The 4,086-nt window shown below is 76.6% G+C and carries 2 protein-coding genes and 2 pseudogenes; 2 read left to right on the forward strand and 2 right to left on the reverse strand.

Annotation, left to right across the window (positions count from 1 at the left end):
* A pseudogene (locus tag E2C05_RS34420) lies at nt 1–182 on the reverse strand (hypothetical protein); the annotation flags it as partial.
* A gap of 253 nt (nt 183–435) precedes the next feature.
* On the opposite strand from E2C05_RS34420, the gene E2C05_RS29440 reads away from it, so the two are divergent.
* Nucleotides 436–2,136 (forward strand): hypothetical protein, encoded by a 1,701-nt coding sequence (locus E2C05_RS29440; RefSeq protein WP_133223180.1) that lies wholly within the window; start codon nt 436–438, stop codon nt 2,134–2,136.
* 201 nt (nt 2,137–2,337) lie between these two features.
* Nucleotides 2,338–3,861 carry an amidase gene (locus E2C05_RS29445; protein ID WP_133223181.1) on the forward strand — a complete coding sequence of 508 codons (1,524 nt, stop codon included), beginning with the start codon at nt 2,338–2,340 and terminating at the stop codon, nt 3,859–3,861.
* Between the two features lie 10 nt (nt 3,862–3,871).
* On the opposite strand, the pseudogene E2C05_RS33575 reads toward E2C05_RS29445, so the two are convergent.
* Nucleotides 3,872–4,086 (reverse strand): annotated as a pseudogene (locus E2C05_RS33575) (hypothetical protein); the annotation flags it as partial.

Raw genomic sequence — 4,086 nt, forward strand, 5'->3', positions numbered from 1 at the left:
GACCGCGGCGCCGAATCGGCCGGCGGGCGGCCGGCGGGCGGCCGCGGCGCCGGCTCCGCCGGGCGGGGCGGCGGCAGGCTGCCCGGCTGGCCGAGGCTGGTCTGCCCCCATGCCGGGCCAGGGTCCGGCAGCGCGAGCAGGAGAAGAAGGGCGGGTAGCGCGGCGCGGATGGGGCGGGTCACAACTGCGCCATGCCAAGCCGGCAGGCCAGCGGTCAAGCGCCGTCGCGGGCAACGGGCAGTTCATTGGCCGCGCCGGCAGGCCGCCGCTACAGCGGCCGCGATTCTTCCCTGCCCTTCGACGCGTCCCTTTCCCGGTCCCGGGGCCGGGCGCCGCGGCGGCAGGGGCCGCCCCGCCGTTTCTCCTGGCCCATCTCCCCGGGCCCCATTCCCTCGGCCGCGTCGCCCCGGCCTGCTTGCCCCTGGGATTGCCCGCATGCCCCCTGCCCCGGCCCCGCCCGGCCAGACCCCGCCGCGCCGGCCGGGCCTCGCGCTGCCCGCCCTGGTCTTCCTGGCGGCGCTGGCCCTGCAGCTTGCCGGCTACGAGCGCGTGCTGAACCCCTATGACGAGGGGATCATCCTGGTCGGGGCGGAGCGCGTGCTGCAGGGCGAGGTGCCCTATCGCGACTTCTGGACCATGTACGGCCCCGGCCAGTTCTACCTGCTGGCGGCGCTGCAGCAGGTCTTCGGGATTTCCGACCTGGCGCTGCGCGGCATCGGCTTCTCGGCCAAGGCGCTGGTCGCCGCCCTGTCCCATGCCATCGCCGCGCGCTTCCTGCCGCGCCCGGCGGCGCTGGCGACCGCGGCGGCGATCCTGCTGCTGCTCCTCGGCCTGCGGCAGGATGGCTTCCCGGTCTTCCCGCCGCTGGCGCTGGCCCTCGCCTCGCTGCTCGCCTTCGAGGCGGGGGCGCGGCGCGGCCTGCGATACTGCGTCCTGGCCGGGACCTGCATCGGCCTCGGCACGCTGTTCCGCCACGACCTCGGCGCCTACAACGCCGCCGCGCTGGGCCTTGCCGCCTTGCTGCTGGCCTGGCTGCGGCGGCGGGAGATGCCCTGGGCCGCGAACCGCGCCCTGCTGCTGCGGCACTGGGCGGCGCTGGCCGGCGGCATCGCCCTGGTGGTCCTGCCGGCGATGGCGCTGCTGCTGCAGGCCGTGCCGCTGCCCGACCTGGCCTGGAACCTCATCACCGTGCCGGCGACCATCTACCCCGCCATGCGGGCGCTGCCCTTCCCGGGCCCGGCGAACCTGCGCGCCGCCGCCCATCACGGTGCGCTGGGCCTGTCGGACTACGCGGTCTATGCGCCCTTCCTGGCCGTGCCCGCGGCCCTGGCGGTCGAGGCGCTGCGGCGGCGCGCCGACCGAAGGGCGGGACGCCCGATGGCCGCCCTGGTGGCGGAGGGCTGGGTGCTGATCCCCGCCCTGGCGCTGATCTGCCTGTTCTTCACGCTGAAGGGGCTGGTCCGCGTCTCCCCGGTGCACATGGCGCCGGCGCTGGTGCCGGCCATGATCCTGCTGCCGGTCGCCTTCGCCCGGATGCCCTGGGCGCGCCCCGGCCCGCGGGTCCTGCTGGCGCCCCTGTTCGGCCTGGTCGCGCTGCTGCTGGCGCCGCCGGTGGAACTGGGGGGCCAGTTGGTGGCCCAGGGCCTCGGCCATCTCGCCACCGGGCCGCACAGCCTGCTGCGGCTGTGCCGGGACCCGGTGCTGCCGCGGCTGCGCTGCGTGACCAGCGACCCTGCCAGCCTGCAGGCGGCGGCCTATGTCCGGGCGCATTCGGCGCCCACCGACCGCATCTATGTCGGCACCGGGCGGCACGACCGGATCTTCGTGAACAACATGTCCTTCTACTGGATGGCGGAACGGCGCAGCGCCACGCGCTGGCAGGAGCTGCATCCAGGCATCCAGACCACCGCGGCGGTGCAGGACGCGATGATCCGGGAGTTCGAGGCCGCGCCGCCCGCCCTGGTCGTGCTGTCCGAGCAATGGGACGCGGCGGCCGAGCCGAATGCCTCCAGCCGCTCGAGCGGGGTGACGCGCCTCGACGACTATCTCGCCGCCCGCTTCGAGGAGGTGGCGCGCTTCGGCCCGGTGCGCGTGCTGAAGCCGGTCGCGGCGCAGCGCGACCATCGCGGCGCGTGAGGCGGCCCCGCGACCCGGACGCGATGCGCCGTCGCCGCGCGCCGCCCCCGCGGCGCGGCCCGCCTTCCTGCGCCGAGCCGGCAGCCGAGCCGGCGCGATGCCGGGCTGCGCCGGACGCGCCGGCCTCGGACAGGCCCTCGACGGCATGGCCCCGAACCTGCCAGGACGGCGGGGACCACGCCCTGGCAGGAGGCTCGCCCGATGACCCATGCGCATCCCGACCCGGCGGCGCCGACCGTCGCCGACCTGCAGGAAGGCTTCGCCAGCGGCCGCCTCTCCGCCGAGCAGGCGGCCGCCGCCTGCCTGGACCGCATCGCCGCCGAGAACCCGCGGCTGAACGCCATCATCATCGGCAACCCCGAGGCGATGGCCGAGGCGCGGGCGATCGACGCCCGCCGCGCCGCCGGGGAGGCGCTGGGGCCGCTGGCCGGCGTGCCGGTGGTGGTGAAGGACACCATGGACATGGCCGGCTTCCCCAGCACCGGCGGCTGGTCGCTGCTGTGCGCGCGGACCGGCGGCGTGGACCTGCTGCCGGGCACCGACGCGCCGGTGGTGGCGCGGCTGCGGGCCGCCGGCGCCGTCATCCTGGGCAAGACCAATGTCCCGGTGCTGAGCGCCAGCGGCACGCATGCCAACAACAGCTGGGCCGGGCCGACGCTGAATGCCGTGGCGCCCGACCTGGTGCCGGGCGGCAGTTCCGCCGGCACCGCCACCGCCGTCGCCGCCGGCATGGCGGTGCTGGGGCTGGCGGAGGAGACCGGCGGGTCCATCCAGAACCCCGCCGCGGCGCAGGGCCTGGTCGGGATCAAGCCCAGCTTCGGCCTGGTGCCGAATGCCGGCGTCATGCCGCTGGCCAGCCAGCGCGACGTGGTGGGGCCGATCGCCCGCTGCGTGCGCGACGCCGCGCTCACGCTCGACGTGCTGGCCGGCTTCACCACGGAGGATCCGAAGACCGTCGCCGGCGTCGGCAACATCCCGGATGGCGGCTATGCCGCCCAGCTGTCGCCGACGGCGCTGGCCGGCAGGCGGATCGGCCTCTATGGCCCCGGCTGGCGCGACCAGCCGCTCTCGGCCGAGACCGCGGACCTCTACGCGGCGGCGCAGGCGGTGCTGCGGGCGCGCGGCGCGGTGCTGGTGGACGACCCCTTCGCCGGCAGCGGCTTCGCCGCGCTGCGCCGGCCGGTCTCGGACGAATACCAGTTCGATGCGCGCGGCCTGGAATCCGTGGCGCATGACCTGCAGCGCTACCTGGAACGGCTGGGGCCGCGGGCGGCGCTGCGCAGCTTCGCCGATTTCGCGCGGGCGACCGCGGCGAAGGACGCCTTCGCGCCGGGCGGCACGCTGCACTACCTGCACCTGCTGCCGGAATTCGCCGCGGCGCTGGCGGATCCGCTGCTGCCGCCGCCGCTGCGGGAGTTCACCGCCGTGCGCGCCGCCTATCGCCGCATCTTCGACGCGGTGATGCGGGCGCAGCGGCTGGATGCGCTGGTCTTCCCGCAGGCGCGCTCCGCGCTGCCGGCGCTGCATGCCGGCCGGCAGATCGCGGAGACGACGGTCAGCGAGATCAACATCGCCGGCCTGCCGGGCGTGACCTTCCCGGCCGGGCGGCATGCCTCCGGCGCGCCCTTCGGCCTCATCCTCGTCGGCGGCATGTGGAGCGAGGCGGCGCTGCTGGCCATGGCCTTCGACTACGAGACGGCGACGGGCGGCGGCGCGGCGGGCTGAGGGGGCGGCGTCACTCCGCCGCCGCCTCCGTCGTGGCCTGCGGCCCCGGCGGCAGCGGACGCAGCCGCACCTCGCCGAAGGGGTCGTCCTGGTCCAGCCGGGCGGCGCCGTCGCGCGCCAGCTCCAGCCCCGCCAGCAGCGTGCTGGCCAGCGCGCTGCGGTGCCAGAGCGCCGCCGGCCCGGCCTCCGGCGCCGGCGGCAGCAGGGCATGCAGCGCGGCGCCGG

This window comes from Paracraurococcus ruber (assembly GCF_004353985.1).
Taxonomy (GTDB): Bacteria; Pseudomonadota; Alphaproteobacteria; order Acetobacterales; family Acetobacteraceae; genus Paracraurococcus; species Paracraurococcus ruber.

Excerpts from the sequence above, each read along its gene's own strand:
- E2C05_RS29440 (WP_133223180.1), top strand. The coding sequence starts at position 436 with ATGCCCCCTGCCCCGGCCCCGCCCGGCCAGACCCCGCCGCGCCGGCCG.
- E2C05_RS29445 (WP_133223181.1), top strand. The coding sequence starts at position 2,338 with ATGACCCATGCGCATCCCGACCCGGCGGCGCCGACCGTCGCCGACCTG.